The sequence below is a fragment of the Streptomyces blastmyceticus genome (assembly GCF_039521185.1).
Classification (GTDB): Bacteria; Actinomycetota; Actinomycetes; order Streptomycetales; family Streptomycetaceae; genus Streptomyces; species Streptomyces blastmyceticus.
On the sequence record NZ_BAAABW010000028.1, the window covers coordinates 77,503 to 95,893 of the forward strand.

14 protein-coding genes, 1 rRNA gene and 1 pseudogene are annotated in these 18,391 nt (G+C 66.6%); 11 read left to right on the plus strand and 5 right to left on the minus strand.

Going from position 1 to position 18,391, the window contains the following annotated elements; translation table 11 throughout:
* Nucleotides 1-38 precede the first annotated feature (38 nt).
* Complete coding sequence (locus ABD269_RS27985; protein ID WP_425572998.1) at nt 39-695, minus strand: sulfotransferase-like domain-containing protein; 657 nt, start codon at nt 693-695, stop codon at nt 39-41.
* A gap of 399 nt (nt 696-1,094) precedes the next feature.
* Between ABD269_RS27985 and lysW the strand changes: the two genes are divergently transcribed.
* The 8 genes from lysW (at nt 1,095) to ABD269_RS28025 (ending at nt 9,009) form a co-directional block, all read left to right on the plus strand.
* Nucleotides 1,095-1,259: a lysine biosynthesis protein LysW gene (gene lysW / locus ABD269_RS27990; RefSeq protein WP_116213109.1), complete on the plus strand. Its 165-nt coding sequence runs from the start codon at nt 1,095-1,097 to the stop codon at nt 1,257-1,259.
* A gap of 29 nt (nt 1,260-1,288) precedes the next feature.
* Nucleotides 1,289-2,134, plus strand: coding sequence for a RimK family alpha-L-glutamate ligase (locus ABD269_RS27995; protein ID WP_344122714.1), 846 nt, complete (start codon nt 1,289-1,291; stop codon nt 2,132-2,134).
* Nucleotides 2,122-3,159 carry an N-acetyl-gamma-glutamyl-phosphate reductase gene (gene argC, locus ABD269_RS28000; protein ID WP_301893528.1) on the plus strand — a complete coding sequence of 346 codons (1,038 nt, stop codon included), beginning with the start codon at nt 2,122-2,124 and terminating at the stop codon, nt 3,157-3,159. The genes ABD269_RS27995 and argC overlap by 13 nt, the downstream gene beginning before the upstream one ends.
* A gap of 133 nt (nt 3,160-3,292) precedes the next feature.
* On the plus strand, nt 3,293-4,171 hold the full coding sequence (locus ABD269_RS28005) for a [LysW]-aminoadipate kinase (RefSeq protein ID WP_344122307.1): 879 nt from the start codon (nt 3,293-3,295) through the stop codon (nt 4,169-4,171).
* Nucleotides 4,168-5,292 (plus strand): M20/M25/M40 family metallo-hydrolase, encoded by a 1,125-nt coding sequence (locus ABD269_RS28010; RefSeq protein WP_301893531.1) that lies wholly within the window; start codon nt 4,168-4,170, stop codon nt 5,290-5,292. The genes ABD269_RS28005 and ABD269_RS28010 overlap by 4 nt, the downstream gene beginning before the upstream one ends.
* Complete coding sequence (locus tag ABD269_RS28015) at nt 5,292-6,170, plus strand: transketolase (protein ID WP_344122310.1); 879 nt, start codon at nt 5,292-5,294, stop codon at nt 6,168-6,170. Before ABD269_RS28010 ends, ABD269_RS28015 begins: the two co-directional genes overlap by 1 nt.
* Nucleotides 6,167-7,162: a transketolase family protein gene (locus tag ABD269_RS28020; RefSeq protein ID WP_344122312.1), complete on the plus strand. Its 996-nt coding sequence runs from the start codon at nt 6,167-6,169 to the stop codon at nt 7,160-7,162. Before ABD269_RS28015 ends, ABD269_RS28020 begins: the two co-directional genes overlap by 4 nt.
* Nucleotides 7,163-7,593: 431 nt before the next feature.
* Nucleotides 7,594-9,009 carry a hypothetical protein gene (locus ABD269_RS28025; RefSeq protein WP_344122314.1) on the plus strand — a complete coding sequence of 472 codons (1,416 nt, stop codon included), beginning with the start codon at nt 7,594-7,596 and terminating at the stop codon, nt 9,007-9,009.
* A gap of 27 nt (nt 9,010-9,036) precedes the next feature.
* On the opposite strand, the pseudogene ABD269_RS35435 reads toward ABD269_RS28025, so the two are convergent.
* Both ABD269_RS35435 and ABD269_RS28030 read right to left on the minus strand, forming a co-directional pair.
* Nucleotides 9,037-9,132: pseudogene (locus tag ABD269_RS35435) on the minus strand (nucleotidyltransferase domain-containing protein); the annotation flags it as partial.
* Nucleotides 9,133-9,201: 69 nt separating this feature from the next.
* On the minus strand, nt 9,202-11,262 hold the full coding sequence (locus ABD269_RS28030; RefSeq protein ID WP_344122316.1) for an ATP-binding protein: 2,061 nt from the start codon (nt 11,260-11,262) through the stop codon (nt 9,202-9,204).
* Nucleotides 11,263-11,624: 362 nt separating this feature from the next.
* Between ABD269_RS28030 and rrf the strand changes: the two genes are divergently transcribed.
* Nucleotides 11,625-11,741, plus strand: a 5S ribosomal RNA gene (gene rrf / locus ABD269_RS28035).
* A gap of 58 nt (nt 11,742-11,799) precedes the next feature.
* Here the strand turns inward: rrf and ABD269_RS28040 are convergent.
* Nucleotides 11,800-12,777: a BsuBI/PstI family type II restriction endonuclease gene (locus ABD269_RS28040; RefSeq protein ID WP_344122318.1), complete on the minus strand. Its 978-nt coding sequence runs from the start codon at nt 12,775-12,777 to the stop codon at nt 11,800-11,802.
* Entirely contained in the window at nt 12,778-14,325 is a 1,548-nt protein-coding gene (locus tag ABD269_RS28045) for an Eco57I restriction-modification methylase domain-containing protein (protein ID WP_344122320.1), read from the minus strand. It lies immediately after the preceding gene.
* Nucleotides 14,326-14,826: 501 nt separating this feature from the next.
* Here ABD269_RS28045 and aspS point away from each other — a divergent pair.
* Together aspS and ABD269_RS28055 are read left to right on the plus strand one after the other, a co-directional pair.
* Nucleotides 14,827-16,143 (plus strand): aspartate--tRNA(Asn) ligase, encoded by a 1,317-nt coding sequence (gene aspS, locus ABD269_RS28050; protein WP_344122322.1) that lies wholly within the window; start codon nt 14,827-14,829, stop codon nt 16,141-16,143.
* 338 nt (nt 16,144-16,481) lie between these two features.
* On the plus strand, nt 16,482-18,284 hold the full coding sequence (locus tag ABD269_RS28055) for an AAA family ATPase (protein WP_344122324.1): 1,803 nt from the start codon (nt 16,482-16,484) through the stop codon (nt 18,282-18,284).
* Nucleotides 18,285-18,391 lie beyond the last annotated feature (107 nt).

Sequence of the window (18,391 nt, forward strand, 5' to 3'; positions counted from 1 at the left end):
TGCTCCTCGCCGCACCGGCCACGGCCTCTGCGCCCATGTCAGCCACCCAGCCGGTGCGCGCGCAGCTTCTCGTAGAACGGCAGGTGGTGTTCCAGATACTTCGACAGGACGGGGTGGCCGTCCACGTCGACCCGGTCCGCCCGCTCCTTCTTCTCGAAACCGCTGCTCGCGCTCGCGTCCCGGTGCCACTTCTCGCTCGGCGCCCATTCCTCCCGGCTGCCGCTGCGCCACTGGAGGGCCTCGGGGAGGTACGGGATGCGGGCGGCGGCGCAGTACGCCCGCACGGTCCGCTCCGGCGCCTCCACGAGGTCCGCGGCGTCGACCACGGCGGGCACGGTCCCGGTCAGTTCCCGGACGCGCTCGAAGAGCTCGTACTGCGCCTCGAATCCGATCTGGTGCAGCTGCACCTCGGGGTTGATGGCGTGGTACGAGGCGATCGTCTCGCGCGGGTGCCGGATGATGAACGTGTGCAGCGCGTCCTCGGCCAGGAACGGCGAGTCAGCGAGCAGTCCGGGATAGCGCTCGTCGGTGGTGTCCTTGAAGAAAAGCGGTCCGTCCGCGGCGAGTTCGCGTATCCGGGAGAGCAGACCGGCTTCGTCCGACACCGTCCGGCCGGCCGCGTCCACCGAGCCGAATTCCATCAGGTACGAGAACGGCTCGTGCAGCAGACGGAAATCGCCGCGCTCGGACATCATGCGGAAGAATGCGGTGGAGCGGCAGCGTGGAGCGCTCCAGAGGGTCAGAATTCGTGGGGCTTCGACGGACCGCAAATGACACTCCTTGCACACTCTTCCGATACTGCACACGGGCGCTTCAACCTAACCTGAACGGCACGCGAGTAGCAATGGCCGACCGCCCGCGGCGGGCGCCGCGGACGGGAATTGGAGCGGGCCCGGGTCAGCCTGCCGTTGAGAAGTTGTGGACGCGCGTCGACGCGCCATCGGGAAATGCCGGTCCCGGTCAACGGAATCGACCCGCGCGAATCATCAAACGAGTGGATGCCCGCCCCGGAGCGGGGCCCCTAGCCTTGGTCCGCGCATCAAGTGCATGTCAAGTGCGCGATTCCGCAACAGTGCGATGGGAGAGCAGTTTTCATGGCGAAGTGTCCGGAGTGCGAAGGTTCCGTGGCCCTCATGGAGAACCCCCGGGTGAGTGAGATCGTGGAGTGCGCCGGCTGCTCCAGCGAGCTCGAGCTCATCTCCGTCGACCCGGTGGAGCTCGTGCTGGCCCCGGAGATCGAAGAGGACTGGGGCGAGTGACCACCTCCACGCGCCCGGGCCCCTTCGCCATGCTCGCATCCCGTATGAGAGCGGATGAGAAGCGGCTTCTCGACGCCTTCGAACGACGGGGCGCCCACTGCGAGTACGTCGACAGCCGGGCGTCGTGGAGTCTTCTGCACGCGCAGCGGCCGCCGTGGCGGATCGTGCTCAACCGCGAGATCGGCCACGCCCGTGCCCTGTACGCCGCGCGCGCCCTGGAGGCGGCCGGAGCCACCGTGGTCAACTCGGCGGCGGCCACCGAGGTCTGCGGTGACAAGTGGCAGACCTCCGTGGCTCTGCGCCGGGCCGGCCTGCCCACCCCGCGCACCGCGCTCGCCCTCACGCCCGAGGCCGCGCTCGACGCCCTGGAGGAGATCGGCTACCCCGCCGTGGTCAAGCCCCTCGTGGGCTCCTGGGGCCGCCTGGTGACCCTGCTGCCGGACCGGCGGACGGCCGAGACGGTGATGGAGTACATCGCCGCCCTCCCGGCCCCGCAGTCGCACATCGTCTACGTCCAGGAACTGATCGCCAAGCCCGACCGCGACATCCGCATGATCGTCGTGGGCGGCGAGGTGCTCGGCGCCACCTACCGCCGCGGCACCCAGTGGCGCACCAATGTGGCGCGCGGCGCGACCACGGAGGCGTTCACCCCCTCGCCCGGGATGGCCGAACTCGCCGTCATGGCCGCGAAGACCGTGGCGGCCGACATCGCGGGCGTCGACCTGATCGAGAGCGACGACGGCGAGGTGGTGGTCCTGGAGGTCAACCACGGCGTCGAGTTCTCGGGCTTCCAGCGGGCCATGGGCGACCGCGTGGACGTGGCCGACCGGATCGTCGAACATCTCATGACAAGGTCTGAATCATGCTGCGAGTAGCGGTTGTCGGAGCCTCCGGATACATCGGCGGCGAACTCCTACGGCTCCTCATCGGCCACCCCCGCGTCGAGGTGACCGTCGCGACCTCGAACCGCTTCGCGGGCAAGCGGGTGGACGGCCCGCACCCCAACCTGCGCGGGGCGACCGACCTGACCTTCGTCGCCAACGACCGGCTGGCGGAGGCCGAGGGCAGCTTCGACGTCCTCTTCCTGGCGACGCCGCACAAGGAGACCATGGGCCGGATGCCCGAGTTCCTCGGGCTCGCCGAGCAGGTCATCGACCTCTCCGGCGACTTCCGGCTGCGCGACCCACAGGTCTACGAGCACCACTACGGCACCCCGCACACCGCCCCCGAGCTCATCCCCACCTTCACCACGGGCCTCCCCGAGTGGCACCGCAAGGAGATCCGGGAGAGCGACCGCATCTCCGTACCGGGCTGCATGGCGACCGCCGGCATCCTGGCGCTCCGCCCGCTCAGCGAGGCCGGGCTGCTCACGGGCGGCATCCAGGTCGACGCCCGCACCGGCTCCAGCGGCTCCGGCATCTCGGCCGGCTCGTCCAACATCCACGCCGAACGCAGCGGCGCCATGCGGATCTTCGCGCCCAACAGCCACCGCCACCAGGCGGAGATCACCCAGTCCACCGGGCTGCCGGTCAGCATGACCGCCACCGGGGTGGAGGCCGTACGCGGCGTGCAGGTGCTCTGCCGCGTACAGCTCACCGAGGGCACGGACGAGCGCGCCCTGCGCCGGGCGTACCGCGAGGCGTACGCGGACGAGCGGTTCGTGCGCGTCGTCGCCCAGAAGCGCGGCCTCTACCGGCTGCCGGAGCCGAAGATCCTCTCCGGGTCGAACTTCTGCGACGTCGGCTTCTCGGTCGGCGACGAACCGGGCACCGCGGTGGTGGTGGGCGCGCTCGACAACCTGGTGAAGGGCGGCTCGGGCAACGCGGTCCAGTGCTTGAACATCCGCCAGGGCTGGCCGGAATCCCTGGGCCTGGAATTCACGGGCCTGCACCCCAACTGACGCCGAAATCCAGCCCATCCGGGGGTCCGGGGCGAAGCCCTCACGCGGCGGAGCCGCATATCGGATGCAGCCGGGAAGGGGCGGGGCCGGGGAAAGAAACCCGCCACCCCCAGAAGCCGAAAGGCCGAAAAGCATGCAGCACACCACCGTCGTCAAATGCGGCGGCAACGCAGCCGTAGACCCCCTCGCCATCTGCGAGGACATAGCGGCAATGACGCACGAGGGCGACCGCATCGCCCTCGTGCACGGCGGCTCGGCCGACATAGAGGACCTCGCCCACCGCATGAACGTCCCGACCCGCCGCCTCACCTCGCCGGACGGCGTATCCGCCCGCCACACCGACGCCGCGACCCTGGAAGTGGTCCACCTCGCACTCGCCGGGCTCGCCAAACCCCGCCTCGTCGCCGCCCTCGTCGACAGGGGCGTCTCCGCCGTCGGGCTCACCGGCCTCGACGGCGGCCTGCTGCGCGCCAGGCGCAAGTCCGCGCACCGCGCGATCGTCGACGGCCGGAAGGTACTGGTCCGCGACGACCACAGCGGCCGCGTGACCGAGGTCAACACCGCTTTGCTGCACACCTTGCTGGACGCCGGCTCGGTGCCGGTGATCTCCCCGCCCGCCCTCGCGGAGGACGGCCGTCCGGTGAACACCGACGCCGACCGCGCCGCCGCGGCCGTCGCCGGGGCGCTCCGCGCGGAGACGCTCGTCCTGCTGACCGGCGCGCCGGGCGTCCTCGCGGACCCGGCGGACGAGAGCTCCGTGCTGCCGGTCTGCGCCGTACCGCCCACCGGGGCGCCGCCGCACGTCGGCGGCGGCATGGGCCTCAAGCTCATCGCGGCCCGGGAGGCCCTGCTCGGCGGGGCGCGGCGCGTACTGATAGCCGACGGCCGCCGGCCCGACCCCGTACGGGCCGCGCTGGCGGGCCACGCCACCGAGATCGTGATCGCCGAAGAGCCGGCGGCGACGGACACGACCGACAGGCCCGCGACGGCCGGGGAAGAGGCACTCCGATGAGCACGCCGATCAGCCGCACACCACGAGCGGGCGCCTCCTCGTGCACGGAGTCGTACGCGGTCGGCATGCTGCGCCGCATGCTGGAGATCCCGTCCCCCTCGTACGAGGAGGGGGAGCTCGCCGCCTTCCTGGCCGAGAGCATGACGGAGCTCGGCTTCGACGCCCGGGTCGACGAGGCGGGCAACGCCGTCGGCGAGATCGTCCGCGGCGACGGGCCGACGGTGATGCTGCTCGGCCACATGGACACCGTCACCGGCGACCTGCCCGTCTACGCCGCCGAGGGGCGGCTCTACGGGCGCGGCGCCGTGGACGCCAAGACCCCGCTGGCCACCATGGTCTGCGCGGCCGCCACCGCGACGGACTTCCGGGGCCGGATCGTGGTCGTGGGCGCCGTGGAGGAGGAGACGGCGCTGTCGCGCGGCGCGGTGCACATCCGGCGCACCCACCCCAGGCCGGACGCGTTCGTCATCGGCGAGCCGAGCGGCTGGTCGACCGTCGTGCTCGGCTACAAGGGCAAGCTCGACCTGCTCTACGAGGTGGAGTGCGAGGCGACCCACCCCAGCAACCCGCTGCCCAAGGCGACGGAGCTGGCCGCGGGCGCCTGGTCGGCGCTGCTGGAGCTGCTGGGGCCGGACGCGGGCCACGGCTCCTTCGACCAGCCGGGCCCCACGCTCGTGTCGATCAACGGTGACATCACCACGGCGAAGGCGGAGTTCAGCATCCGCATCCCGCCCGGCTTCGACCACCACAAGCTCGTGCACCGGCTGACCGAGGCCGTGCCCGAGGGCCGGATCACGGTCGTCAACACCGTCGAGGCGTGCCGCGTGGGCCGTACGGACCCGGTCGTCCGGGCCCTCGCGGCCGGCATCCGGAAGCAGGGCGCCAAGCCGTCCATGAAGGTGAAGACGGCGACCTCCGACATGAACACCCTGGCCGAGGTCTGGGACGTCCCGATGGCCACCTACGGCCCCGGCGACAGCAGGCTCGACCACGCGGACGACGAGCACGTCGTGCTGTCCGACTACCTCGGCGGCATCGAGGTGCTGTCCGCCGCCCTGTGTGAACTCGGCGCCTCCCTCCCGGCGCAGGCCACCGCCCCGCACGTATCCGAGGAAAGCTGATGAGTGCCACTCCCCCCACCGGTTCCCCCACGGGCAGCGCATGGACCGGCGACCTCGCACCCGAGGAACACGCCCTGCGCGTCCGCGAGCTGATCGTGGAGATGTGCGGCTCCGCCGAAGGAGGTCACCTCGGCGGCTCGATGTCCCTCGTCGAGATCCTGGTGACGCTCTACCGCTCGGTGTTGCGCATCGACCCCGCGGCGCCCGACGACCCCGAGCGCGACGTGCTGCTGCTGAGCAAGGGCCACGGCGCGATCGGCCTCTACGCCGCCCTGGCGGAGCGCGGCTTCTTCCCCGCCGAGGACCTGGCCACGTACGGCAGGCCGGAGAGCCTTTTCTCCGCGCACCCCAACCCGGCCGTGCCCGGCGTCGAGATGCCCACCGGCTCCCTCGGGCACGGGCTGCCGCTGGGCGTCGGCTTCGCCCTCGCGGCCCGGCTCGACGCCTCTCCCCGGCGCACCTTCGTCCTCCTCGGCGACGGCGAGCTCCAGGAGGGCTCCAACTGGGAGGCCGCGATGGCGGCCGGCTCGCTCGGCCTCGGCCGGCTCGTCGCCGTCGTGGACCGCAACAGCCTGCAGATCACCGGCCCGACCGAGAACGCCGTCGCCCTGGAGCCGCTGGCCGACCGCTGGCACAGCTTCGGGTGGAACGTGCACGAGGTGGACGGGCACGACATCGCCGAACTCCGCGCCACGCTCGACGGCATCCCGTACGACGCGGACCGGCCGACCGTGCTGATCGCGCGGACGGTCAAGGGCCGCGGCCTGCCCTACATCGAGGGACAGGCGCGCAGCCACTACGCCCGCCTCGGCGAGCGACCGAAGAAGCGGGCGCTGGCGATCCTGCGCGCCCAGTCCAGGAAGGCGGCACAGGCATGACCACCGTGGCGACCGAAGCCCACCCGGCCCCGGCGGAGGCCGCTCCGGCACCCGCGATCCCCTCCAGCCGCGAGGTCTACCGAGACCTGCTCGTGGAGTTCCTCGCCGCCGACGAGCGGGTGGTGTGCCTGGACAGCGACACCGGACTGTTCAACGGCGTGGACTTCGGCGGCACTTCCGCCCGCTACGTCAACCTCGGCATCGCCGAGCAGAACCTGATGGGCGTGGCCGCGGGCCTGGCAAGGTCCGGGCGGCTGCCGTTCGTCAACACGATGGCGACGTTCGCCACCACACGGGCGCTGGAGTCCCTGAAGCTGGACATCGCCCTGAACAACCTGCCCGTACGGATCGCCGCCACCCACGGCGGCCTCGCCGCGGGCCACCTGGGCTCCACGCACCACTCGCTGGAGGACCTGGCCATCACCAGGCTGCTCCCGAACCTCACGGTCGTGGTCCCCACCGACGCCGCCTCCACCGAGGCCCTCATCCGGCAGGCCCAGGAGCTCCCGGGCCCCGTCTACATCCGCCTGGGCCGCAACGCCACCCCGGACCTGCCCGCCGGCGCCCCGCCCCTGCGGCTCGGCGAGGCCCAGCGGCTGCGCGAGGGCGACGACGTGACGCTGGTGGCCACCGGCCCGTACCCCGTGCTCGCCGCGCTCGAAGCGGCCGACACGCTCGCCGGCGCGGGCATCGAGGCGGCGGTGCTCAACTTCCACACGATCAAGCCCCTGGACACCCGGGCTCTGATCACAGCCGCGCGGACGACGAAGGCCGTCGTCACCGTGGAGGAGCACTGGGCGGCGGGCGGCCTGGGCTCCGCGACCGCCGAGACGATCGCCGAACTCGGCGTCCCCACCCCCGTCCGCCGCGTCGCCCTCGGCGACCACTTCGCCCGCGGCACGGGCGGCCAGAGCCACCTCGTGGAACGCAACGGCATCACGGCAGAGGCGATCACCGAACGGGTGCGGGAGGCGCTGGGCGCTGGGGGTTGATACCTCGAACGAGGGAGGGGGGCGGTTCGGGGCTCCGGGCGGAGCCTCGGTTCCGGGAAGGGCCGAAGCCATGATCTGGACCCTGCGACGACGCAAGGGCAACAAGAAAGCCCAGGTCAGAAAAGTCTGACCTGGGCTTCGCCTGAGCCGCCTTCGGGATTCGAACCCGAGACCTACGCATTACGAGGGCCTGCAAGATCGTCTCGGGTGGTGCTGGCGAGTGCCGCAGAATCCCGTTTTCCCAGGTCAGAGACCTGCTACCCTCAACCCACGCGCCACCCAATCCGCCCCATACCACCCCGTCCGCTCACGCAGCGCTCACGCAACGCGGGCTGGCCGGCGGGCGGCGGGCCTCGTCTTTCTCCCCTCTCCAGGAGCGACCACCCGTACGAGTCATTGCACCTGACCAGCTCCCAGGGTCAGCTGTTGCTATGCATCGCTGGCCTCCCCTGAACGAACGGCAACTCGCCCTCCTCGGCCAGCTCGCGAACAGCGCTGAACCCGGAGCCTCCTGGGATCCCGGCGAGTGGCGCTCCGCCTACGCGCTACGCGACCGCGGGCTGGCGATAATCAAGCGGAGCGGTGGCGAGGTGCAGGCACAGGTCACCGAGGCAGGCACGTTCTACATCCAACACGGCCACCACCCTGACGACCCGGCGCATTCTGGGGACGAGAAGCTCGTCAAGGAAGAGGGGAAGGCTGGCGGCCGATCACCGTCCTACGGCGACAGACCGATCCCCCTCGCCCGTCGTGCGAAGGCGACTGAGCTCATCAGGCGACTCGTCGCGGAGAGGCGTCTCACCATCGCCCAGCCCGACGAGGCAACGGTGACGGAATGGCGGCGCGTGATCGACTACGCGAAACGCCATGGCCTCGTACCCGAGGGCAAACGCATCGAGAGAATCCGCATGTGGAATCGCGACCTGCTGATCTCTCTGGTTGAAGGGCCACACCCCAACTCACGGAGGCAGGCACCAGAGGATGCCCCGCCCATCCAGGTCCCGAGCCAGTTGCGCTCCCCGCATCCAGCCATTGCCGCACTGAAGGACGACGAGTGCCGACTGGTAATGCCGACCCCACTCCGTCGTCGCTCCCTACTGCTGCTCCAGGGCCTGGCCGCCGAGACCGTACGCCGCGGACACGAGGTGAAGGAACACCGCGTCCCCGACCGCTACCGCAGCCGTGCCTACACGTACGCGGGCAGGCACTACCCCTCGGGCTACTCGCGTCGCGAGGGCGAGCTGAACGTGATCGTCGGCGGCTTCACCTACACCGTCACGATCCAGCAGGAGTCTCCGCAGTCCACCGACCCGGAGCGTTCCAAGAGCCTCGTGATCGAACTCGGCTACAGCCGGTCCAGCCCGCAGTCCCGGTGGGCCGATCGCAAACGCTGGGTGCTGGAGGACATCCTCGGGGCCATTCTGCGGGAGATCGAAACCCGCGCCGTGGAGGACGCTCAGCGTCAGGTGGACGAGGAGCGCGCGAAAGCCGAGCGCGAGGTCCGTTGGAGAGCGGCCATGGAGAAGGCGAAGGAGCAGGCCGCCCAAGACCAGTTCGCCGAGGTACTCCGTTCACAGGCTCACCAATGGCAGGAAGCGACGCAACTGAGCGCGTACGCCAACGCCTTGGAGCGCCGAATCGAAGCGGCCCCGGAAGGGGACGACGCAGAAGTGGCCTCGACGCGACAGTGGCTGGCATGGATGCAGCAATACATCCGCCACCTCGACCCGCTGACCCAGCTCCCCGCAATGCCTACCGCCCGCGAACCGAAGCCAGAGGAACTGAAGCCGTACCTGAACAGCTGGAGCCCACACGGTCCCGAAGCACACCGGGGGTGGGGAGCCTGAGAGAGGCAGCACAAGAATGTCGAGGTCTCCGTGCGCCCGCAGCTCGTGGCCAATGAAGAGCTCGATCGCCCGACCGCCGGCGATCCACCACGGAAAGCCAGCATCCTTGAAGACCCCTGCCATCTCCGACGTGGGAGCGGGGCTCCATTCCCCAAGATCGCCGCTCTTCACCAGCCCCGACCCCGTCCTCACCTACTCGCCTGCGATCCGCGTGGGAAGGCGGATACGGAAGGACGCGCCCCCCAGCTCCCCGGACGCGTCAGCCGCAAGATCCCCATCCTCAACCACCGACCGCCTGCCACACATGTCCGCAACGGCATCACGCACGACTGTCAGGCCGAGTCCGGCGCCCTCAGTCCCCGGCCCTGTCACACCCGGACGCCACATGTGTGCAAGGTCGACGTCGACGATCCCCGGACCTGAATCGGAAAAGTCGAAAGCCGCGCGGCCCTCCTCAACCCGAGTCCGGACCTGCACGGTTCGGTCCCCCAACAGATCACCGGCTCGCGCGAATGAGCTCATGGCATTGGCGGCCAGATTGAAGACGATCGCCTCCAGGTCCGACACCGCGGCCGCGACACGAATCGGCTCCTCCCAGTACTCCTCGTCGATAGAGATGCCGCGTCGCTCCAGCTGGGGACGCACCCCACCCAAGGCTCGGCTGACCACTTCGTTCAGGTCGACGATGTCGACGCGGAAGCTATCTGACCGTGCCGCTCGCGTAGCGATTCCCGCAAGGTCGATAGCCTCGAGACCTACTTCGCTGGCATCATTTCCGGCTGCTGTGTCACGCCCGAACGCAGAAGCAAGGATTCCAGCAGTGGCGAGGGACCGATAGAGAAGGTGCTCCGGCCGCATCGTCGGCAAGGGCGCCTCGCGGCGCTGCGCAGGCAGACTCGGCGCCAGCGTCAACAGTTCCGGCTGCGGTGCCGTGTCCCAAGCCCTACGGTCGTCCGGCGAGCTCTTGGGGGGCTCGAGGCGGTCATCGATAGGTGCAGGGCGCTCGGCAGGCGAAGGGCGCTGAGCGGGCGAAGGAACCCCTAGCTTCTCACCGTCTCGGATCCTCTTGCGTTCTCTTGCCGCCCATTCCGTGGCGCCTCGGGCAAAATCACAGAGTTCCATGAACGCGGCGTTCTCCTGGAACCCCATTCGGTCCGTCTTCGGAATGAGAAATCCATCCGGGTCATCGACCGACACACGCCCAATGCTGTTGTTGGTGGAGGGGCGAAGTTGTGGGTTACGAGCCCTCAAGAGGTTCAGGTCTAGCCAATCGAAGCCCGGATCGCCATAAGGGTGCACACGCAGGCCTCGGTGAAAGAGGTGAACACCACCGACAACCTTGAGCCACGGACGCAGAGAAGTGAACTGGTTCTTCGAGCCACGAAGTTCGAACGAACGCTTGTCCAGCAGGAACATCCACAGCTCGAAGGACGCCGCTGGCGCCTGATACCTCAGAGGGGGCTGGAGTCGCCCCCCGCGGCTATCCGGCGCGACGTCGACGTGCTCCCCTCGGGTGATTACGCGGCCTTTCCAGTCGTAGAGGACGGTACTGGCGTATCCCTCTTCGTCGAGATTGGCTTCGAGCTTGTATTCATACTCGTCGAAGAAACTTCGATTTACTGCGTCCGAGACCCTATCGAACTGGGGCGCAATGAGCGTTGCGGTGAAACCTGTGTCCTCGTCATTGAAGAACCCCGTGACCAGGCGCATGGCACGGGCAAGCCGATCCATCTGCTCTTTCTCGAAGCCCTGCCGCAGCTGGCGAACGGTCAACGAGGTGCCAGGCTTCTTCGATGTTGTCTGCGTGACAACCGTGAGCTCGACCTCTTCGACCGAGCCAACCGAGTCGTAGTCAGACCAGTCGATGACGAGCCTGTGCTCCACGCCGGGCTCGCTACGCGGGCGGGACAGCAGCTCCACCCGGCGGCCAAGGCGCAGTGCCGCCAGGCGACCCAGCCCCTTCTCACCGATGCGACGACGCTTGGAGTGGCTGTCCGTTGCACCAGACTTCTGCGACCTCCCGATGAGGAGGAAGCCCTCGCGGATGTCCTCGGCCGTCATGCCGTCGCCATCATCTTCAACCACAAGGGTGCCGCCGGCTTGGGTTGCGTTGTGGAGCTGAACGATGGCCTTCGTCGCATCCGCGTCATAGGCGTTGCGGACAAGTTCAATCACCCCGAGGTCGGGGTGCGGGATCAGCTCCTCCCCCAGGCGGATCAGGATCTCCGGCGCAAAGCGCAGATGCGTGTTCAAGCGTCCTCCTTCGGGCCCGATCCGCCCGCGTCACAAGATCCCAGGTGCCACGCAGCGTAGCCACGCCCAAGCACGGCGCAGGCCGATTGGCCGGATAATCTCGCTGCCAAGCAGCACACTTGGCCGGTTCTGACCCATTACCGACACAGGGACCACGGCCGTCAGGCCATCACATGCAGTTCGGGGACTCATGGAAGCCGAGAGCGCCCAGCCTCTCAGCTGGGGTGGAACGCTGTCGCCGGCCACCTCCCGGCTGCCCTGTCCGGCTTTGCATCAGCACAGGCCAGGTGCACGGCGACCAATATCGGCCTGTATACTCAGCCGACGAAAGCGCTTCTACGCCAGGAAGCGCTCACCAGATTTTCGGTGACCATAGCGGCGAGAAAACGCCCGGTAACATTTCGAACCCGGAAGCTAAGCTTGCCAGCGCCGATGGTACTGCGAGGGGGACCTCGTGGGAGAGTAGGTCGTCGCCGAATTAAACCTGAAGGGGCCGTTCCGCAATTTTGCGGAACGGCCCCTTACTTTGTGCCGATCTTAGCTGTACGGACCCAGGAAGCGTTCACCGTTAAAGTGAATCAGGTGTGTGGGGTTATCTGCGCACCAGACGTCCGTCTCCCAAGCGATTTCCTTGAGGTACTTACGCAGTTCAGCACGCGACGGCAGTGCAGAGATGAAGACGAGGCCGGCCGATGATCCTCGGAACAGCTCACTGAGCTCCCTGTGCCTTTTGGCGTCGACCGGGCCGTGGGAAGACGCCGCTTCAATCAAGACGAGCCAGTTCCGATCCCGGAGAAATACCACAACGTCTGGCATCTTTCCATGCGAATCGACCTCGATGCCGAGCTCCGCGAGTGAATCTTCTTCGAACCACGCCAATTTTTTGTCGGCATCACCAACATAGAGCACCTCACCGTTGGGCGTGTACCGCTCGCAGAACTCGTCTATGATCTGCACGATCAAGGTGTTCTGACCACCTGGACTGAGGTCAATCTTCTTTCCCCCAGGAAGCTGAACCGGGATCCTGTTCATCTCCCGCTCCCGCGCGTACAACGCCTGAAGACCGGGGCGCTCTGCAAGGTACTCGGCAAGCTGCTCATCGAATCCATCCTGCCCGAACGATGTAATGAGGTCATGGGCAGCGGGCTCTATCTGGTAGCACCACTTCGGCGAATTCACCGGCCGGTCCGGCTGATCGGGATTCTGCACAACGAGGCCCGCGTCGACGAACTGGTGCAGCGTGAACCGGCGGATCGTCTCGCGGCTGTTTGCAGCGTAATCCTTCTCATAGAAGTCGCGCAGCCACTGCATGATCTGCACAGTCCGAAGCATGGACCTTTCAGCTTGCGTCCAGTCCTGATCAGGGCCGAGTTCCAGAAGAGCTAGGAGCACATAGGCCGAGCGCTCATTGGAACGCTCCGAGTCGAAACCAAGAAGCTGGAGAAGCCTACGGGCCTCCGTAAGCTTATTTTCACGCGCGCCTCCATCAAATTCAATGACGGTCTGCTTAGTCATTTAGTTTTCAGCCTCCGCTTTCTCGATATTCCGCTCTACGACTTCGTCGATCTTTTCCTGCCCCAGCCAGACATCACTGTCCCAACCCCGCCCCATTTCGGAGAGCTGCTTTCGGCTTGGATAGCGAAGGTTTCGCAGGTCTGTAGCATTTACCTGAGTGTGGCCACTGAACCGTCGAATGAACCGGTCCAGCAGCGTAGAATTCAGCCACAAGCAGAGGCCCCTCGCAACGTCTTCTGACAAGCCTTCGCCAGCCTCATGGAAGACATTCACATGGTTCTCGAACCCAATTCGGTCGCAAGGAACCTGGCTCGGATCGAATACGGCAGCCACGACGCGACGCTTCTCCTCTTTGGAGGATAGGCGTTTCACTACGACATAATAACCGCGGGGGAACGTCATCTTCTCGGTTTCCCCGTTTAGCATGATGGCGTTGTTCTTTTTCGCCCCCGGAACGGGCCAAGAAATGCCGCCCTCGCGCATATGCAAGGGATAGATCAAAGGAACAGACCCAAGGACGGGGTCAGGCCGGAGGTGTTCCCTGCTACGGAAGTCAACTACACGGCCGGTAGAGACCTGACAGTGAAGGTCAGCAAGGGCAGCCGGCAGGCTGGCATGGGCCTGCGCAAGCTGCGTGTCCTCTTCGTCAGCACTGATGTGAATGAAGAATTCTCGATCCTCCGGGTGCACCATTTCCGCATAACGAACACTGCGACTTCGAATCTCACTCGAGTAGCTCTTGCTGGTCGACACCGTTACCGGGCCGCGGCCACTTGCATCGGTTCGCGTCGCAGAGAAGATGACGTTCTCTTGCAGAACATCAGTGTCGGCGAAGACCTTATTGCGAGCTTCGAATACATGCACATGGTCGAGGTGCATTCGGTCCAGGAAATACTTCCGGAACGGCCGGAAGTAGGGTCCATTAGCAAAGCTCCTAGGCGTGATCGCCACCAGCTGGCCGCCAGGCGCCAGCAGGTGGACACCAAGTGCCATGAAGGCCGAGTAAAGATTCGACGTCTCAGTACATTTCTCGGTGACCGCCCTGCGCTCTCGCGAGTTTGCAGCCAGTTTCTTGTAGGGCGGATTCATGATCACCAGGTCGAAGCGTTCTCGCGTCTCGGCGAACAAGCCATCGTCCTCGGTCGCCCACGCGATGAAGTCGCCAGGTACGAGGTTCACCTCGACGGAACCGCCGACTGCTTCCGCTGTGCTGACGCAGTCGGCGAGCGTGGCAGCCAGAGTCTCATGCAGCTGCGGATCCACCTCGCATGCCGTGACAGAGATGCGCGACCGCGGTTGCTCGTGCAAGATCCGCATGACAAGGGATGCCGTGAGGGAGCCGGCGCCAGCACCAGGATCCAGAACGCGGATCGTCTCAGACGCTTCCAACCTGGCGAGGGAAGCAATGAAGTCCGCGGCAGGGGCAGGGGTGAAGTACTGACCGAGCTTCGCACGCTGCTTAGCGTCCAACGCCTCGGACGATTCCTGCCTACGCGCTTCCGTGCGGATCACAAGATCCGTTACCGCTGCTGGTGCTCCTGTTGCCATAGACACAGCCTAGCCAGCTGTGGCTCCAGTCCTGCTTGCCTGTGGATAACACGGCTGGCGTTCGTGGTGAGCCACGGGCAGCGGGTTACGAGCCGAACGGCTATCGAAGGTCATCGCCAACCATGGGCCAGGTGATGGTGCAGGTGGGGCCAAGACGAAGGCGTGATTCGGCCAGGTCGCGTACCAGTGCCGTGATTCCGTTGCGGGAGATTTATATGGTCCCTATCCTCGTGGGCAACGCGAAGACGGAGACCAGTAGCTGAGGATCACGCGACCAGGGAGAGCCGCCGGTAGCTGGGAAGGCGGACTCCCGCCCGAGGTGAAGACCCTCCTGAGCGCGGGGAGGAACGGCCACCTGGTCCAATGCCCCGCCGGTTCGTCCCCGTCACAGGGCTGAATGGGGCTGTTGCCCCCGGGTGGCCGCGAAAGTGCGGTGGTACCGCGAGTTCCCTTCTCGCCCGCACTCCCAAGGGATCACGACGACGCCCCTGGAGGGCTGCGATGATCCACACTACGAGCCGCGTTCTGACCTCTGACCTACGCGGTCACATCAACCAGACCGTCTCCGTGTCCGGCTGGGTGAACACACTCCGGCTGCAGCGCAAGATGCAGTTCGTGATCCTGCGCGACCACTCCGGCATGGTCCATGTGACCCACAAGCGCGACGGCGGCCCGCTGGAGGCTGTCCTCGAGTCCCTCACACCGGAGTCCGCCGTACGGATCACGGGGCGCGTCGTGGATGCGCCCCAGGTCAAGCTCGGCGGCCTGGAGCTCGTCCCCGAGTCGGTCCAGGTGCTGAACCTGGCGGAGCCGCCGTCGCCGATCGACGAGCACACCGGGCCCGAGGCCCGGCTGGACTGGCGCTTCCTCGACGTCCGCAAGCGGGAGACCGCACAGCTCGTGTTCGCCGTGCAGACGACCCTGGAGCAGGGGCTGCGCGAGCACGCCATGGAGTACGGCTGCACGGAGATGCACACCCCGAAGCTGATGCGGACCGCCTCGGAGTCCGGGGCGGAGGTGTTCAGGCTCAGGTACTTCGACCGCTTGGCGTACCTGGCGCAGTCGCCGCAGTTCTACAAGCAGATGGCGGTGGCCGCCGGCATCGACCGGGTCTTCGAGATCGGGCCGGTCTTCCGGGCCGAGCCGTCGTTCACCTCCCGGCACGCGACCGAGTTCACCGGTGTGGACGTGGAGCTGTCGTGGATCGACGACGTCGAGGAGGTAATGGCCTTCAAGGAGCAGATGGTCGCCCACCCCATCGGCAAGGTCACCGACGTGCACGGGGAGCAGATCCGGGAGGTCTTCGGGGTCGAGGTGACGGTGCCGGAGACGCCGTTCCCGCGGATCACGATGGCCAAGGCGCAGGAGGTCCTGCGGGCCGGCGGGTGGGACCCGGAGGGCGTGAAGGAGGACCTGGACCCGGACGGTGAGCGTCGAATCGCCGCGCACATGAAGGAGCAGACCGGGCACGAGTTCGCGTTCATCACGCACTACCCGGCGAGCATCCGGCCCTTCTACCACATGCGCCCTGCGGACCGGGCGGACCTGACGCTCAGCTTCGACCTGCTGTGGAAGGGCCTGGAGGTCACCACTGGCGCCCAGCGCGAGCACCGCTCCGACGTCCTGCTGAAGCAGGCGGAGGAGAAGGGCATGAGCACCGAGCCCATGCAGGTCTACCTGAACATCTTCCGCTTCGGCTGCCCGCCCCACGGCGGCCTCGGCGCCGGCCTCGGGCGAATTCTGATGGTCATGCTTGGTCTGGACTCCATCCGCGAGGCGGCCTTCCTGTTCCGCGGACCGAACCGTCTCACGCCCTGACTGCGCCATGCACACTGCTGCCCTCGCCGCGGTTGCAGATCGAAGGTCGAGCAGGAACTTGTGTGCGCGGATCCCCCAGAGGGCCACTTCGTTGGACGCGCGCCTATCTGGATCGGTCTGATTCAGTCAGATCCGCGCACGACTTCAACGAGCCATCTCCGCAAGACATAGGATGATGCGTCTGGGAGACCTTCGTCCCAGTCAATGGCTGTGGTAGGACGCTGAGGCAGCTCGTGGCTGACCCTCGGTGCAAGGGAACGGAGCGGCTGAGAACGGTGCACATGCACAGCTTCACCGTGTGTGGATTCCGGTCCCTAGAGGATGTACGCGACATCCCCGTGAGCACACCGACCATCCTCGCCGGACAGAACGACGGCGGTAAGAGCGCCGTGCTCGCTGCTCTCGCATTCCTCGTGGGGAACGAACAACTGGCCGAGGACGACCGCACGTACGCGCTGGCTCCTTCCGCCAATGCGGAGGATATGGCATCCCTGTCACGGTGCTCGACTACCTGGGTGGAAGGGCTGTTTACTCTCGACGCTTGGGAGCAAGAAGAGTTCGGCCTTCCCGCGGAGCTGTGTGTACGGAGACGCTCCACTGCTGACGAGGCCCCCGTCCTGGAATGCTGGGCGCCACTGGCGGACGATGATCGACTACGCGACCCCTCCAAGCTGTCCCTTGCAGAGGTCAGGACGCTGGCCAAGGAAGTCCTGCCCGACCTGACGTCCATCAAGCGCGGCGACATCGAGCCGATGTTGCGCAAGTACGGCATGGCGCACGCCTCGACGGCGGCGTGGATTCCCGCTCCGAAGGGTATGGACCGCAGGCTGCCCCGACTCATGCCGTTCGATGGGAAGACGGCTGATCCTGACGGTGCCGTCAAGACGGCACTGATGGGGCGCTTTCAGGCCCACATGGCCGACCCCACGCTGCAGGGAAGTCTGCAGACGATCGAAGACGGCATCAAGGACCGACTCCAGAACGACGCCAAGTCCCTGTGCGAGCACATTCAGAGCCGCTGCGATGACTTGGCTGAGGTGTACGTCGAGCCCGAGGTCTCCTTCACCCATAGCCTCCGGGGCACTCCGCTACGCATCGCGCGCACCAAGGGTGAAGCCGTCGGCCTCAACCGCTCTGGTCTAGGTAGCGGTCGCCGCATCTCTCTTGCGATCTGGGAGTGGAACAGCCAGCTACTCGCGCAAGAGGAGCTCGGCGACGTCGACCACACGGCCGAGCCGGACTCTGTCGAGGATGCCCCACCGCCAGTGCAAACGATCGTGATCTACGACGAGCCAGACACGCACCTCGACTATGGCCACCAGCGCAAGATCATGCAGCTGATCAGGGATCAGAGTGCCCTGCCTCATGTCAACGTCATCGTGGCCACCCACTCTATGAATCTGATCGACGGCGTCGACATCGCCGATGTCGTCCACCTGCGGTTGGAAAACGGGCGAACACTGATAGAGCGGCTGGGGACTGACGCCCACGACGAAATTGACGGCCATCTGGGGCGCATTGCAGCAGCGGTGGGCTTGCGCAACTCCGTACTCCTGCATGAGCGCTGCTTCTTGGCCGTCGAGGGCGAGACCGAGCAACGGGTGATCCCCATGTTGTTCGGGCTGTCCGAGGGGCAGTCCCTGCAGTCGGCTGGCGTCGCTCTATGGGCGTGTTTCAACAACGAGGGGGCACTGCATCTGGCCCGCTACCTGGTCGAGCACGAGCGCTCCGTGATGCTCATGGTGGATGCCGACAGCCGCAACTTGCCGAAGGGACTCTTCAAGGCGGCTCGTCTCCAACAGTTCTTCGGCAATGCCGTTGACGATGTGGTCCGCTTCGTCGGCGAACCGGAGTCGTTCAACGAGTTGGAGGAACTGTTCTCGGACGACCTGTGGACCACAGCCGCGAATGACCTCTGGCCGAAGGACGAGCCCTGGACAGCGAGCGACTTCGCAGCTCAACGTCCCGGTCAGAAGTTCAGCAAAGAGGTGCTGAACATGCTTCGCCAGGGAAGCCTCAATGGGCCCAGCGGAAAGCCCGACATGATGTTCGAGCTGGTGACTACGCTGACCAGCCCGGATCAGGTCCCTGCACAGCTGCGAGAGATCTTTAGCGAGGTCAGAAAGCTGGCCGCAGGCTAAAGGCGCGTAACACCACCCTAGCCTCGCCAGTCTTGCGCTTCCGCCGTGCGAGCATGCGCTCCTTCCGCTGCTCCAACGTCGGAGGCTCCCACTTGTGCCACCCCACC

Bases quoted from the DNA above. Each gene is read 5' to 3' on its own strand.
- ABD269_RS27985 (WP_425572998.1), bottom strand. From the start codon at position 695: ATGATGTCCGAGCGCGGCGATTTCCGTCTGCTGCACGAGCCGTTCTCG.
- lysW (WP_116213109.1), top strand. From the start codon at position 1,095: ATGGCGAAGTGTCCGGAGTGCGAAGGTTCCGTGGCCCTCATGGAGAAC.
- ABD269_RS27995 (WP_344122714.1), top strand. From the start codon at position 1,289: ATGCTCGCATCCCGTATGAGAGCGGATGAGAAGCGGCTTCTCGACGCC.
- argC (WP_301893528.1), top strand. From the start codon at position 2,122: ATGCTGCGAGTAGCGGTTGTCGGAGCCTCCGGATACATCGGCGGCGAA.
- ABD269_RS28005 (WP_344122307.1), top strand. From the start codon at position 3,293: ATGCAGCACACCACCGTCGTCAAATGCGGCGGCAACGCAGCCGTAGAC.
- ABD269_RS28010 (WP_301893531.1), top strand. From the start codon at position 4,168: ATGAGCACGCCGATCAGCCGCACACCACGAGCGGGCGCCTCCTCGTGC.
- ABD269_RS28015 (WP_344122310.1), top strand. From the start codon at position 5,292: ATGAGTGCCACTCCCCCCACCGGTTCCCCCACGGGCAGCGCATGGACC.
- ABD269_RS28020 (WP_344122312.1), top strand. From the start codon at position 6,167: ATGACCACCGTGGCGACCGAAGCCCACCCGGCCCCGGCGGAGGCCGCT.
- ABD269_RS28025 (WP_344122314.1), top strand. From the start codon at position 7,594: ATGCATCGCTGGCCTCCCCTGAACGAACGGCAACTCGCCCTCCTCGGC.
- ABD269_RS28040 (WP_344122318.1), bottom strand. From the start codon at position 12,777: ATGACTAAGCAGACCGTCATTGAATTTGATGGAGGCGCGCGTGAAAAT.
- ABD269_RS28045 (WP_344122320.1), bottom strand. From the start codon at position 14,325: ATGGCAACAGGAGCACCAGCAGCGGTAACGGATCTTGTGATCCGCACG.
- aspS (WP_344122322.1), top strand. From the start codon at position 14,827: ATGATCCACACTACGAGCCGCGTTCTGACCTCTGACCTACGCGGTCAC.